This is a genomic window from Streptomyces sp. XM83C, from assembly GCF_023072675.1.
In the GTDB taxonomy this organism is placed as follows: domain Bacteria; phylum Actinomycetota; class Actinomycetes; order Streptomycetales; family Streptomycetaceae; genus Streptomyces; species Streptomyces thermocoprophilus.
This window is the reverse complement of the sequence record NZ_JALLGL010000663.1, coordinates 1-494: the sequence shown is the minus strand read 5'-3', so window position 1 is coordinate 494 and position 494 is coordinate 1. Positions and strand designations below refer to the sequence as shown.

Genomic DNA, 494 nt, shown 5'->3' with positions numbered 1-494 from the left:
GTCCCCTACGGCCCCCGCCCCGGCCGTAGGGGACCTCGCAGCGTTCCGTACGCAGTTCCCTGACCCGCTGGCGGAGCAGGTCCAAGAGCTGCTCCACGGGGACGGGACCGGCGGACAACTGAAGGAAGGAGAGCACCTGCGGCATGGCCGAGACGACCTCGGCGACGGCGGCGGGCTCGTGACCGGCCGGCTCCGGATGGGCGAGCGACCACGCGTCGAAGAGGGCCACCCAGCCGCGCAGGACGGCGCTGTCGTCACGGTCCCAGGCACGCAGCCGCCAGCCGGGGCGGGCGCTGTCGCCGTGCACCTCGATCAGGCCGGCGAGGCGGGCGGTGTCCCAGTCGGCACGAACCTGAGCGACGGTCAGGCCGAGTTCCTGGGCGGCCCGTTCAGCGGTCGTGTCGGACAGGGTGGCCTTGCCGTCGGCCTGGGCCCCGGACCGGCCCGGGCCGAGGGCGGCATCGGCCCAGCGGGCGAGGCGGACGGCGCCCGCC

1 pseudogene is annotated in these 494 nt (G+C 75.9%); it reads right to left on the bottom strand.

Going from position 1 to position 494, the window contains the following annotated elements:
* Positions 1-494: pseudogene (locus MTQ10_RS30985) on the bottom strand (hypothetical protein); the annotation flags it as partial.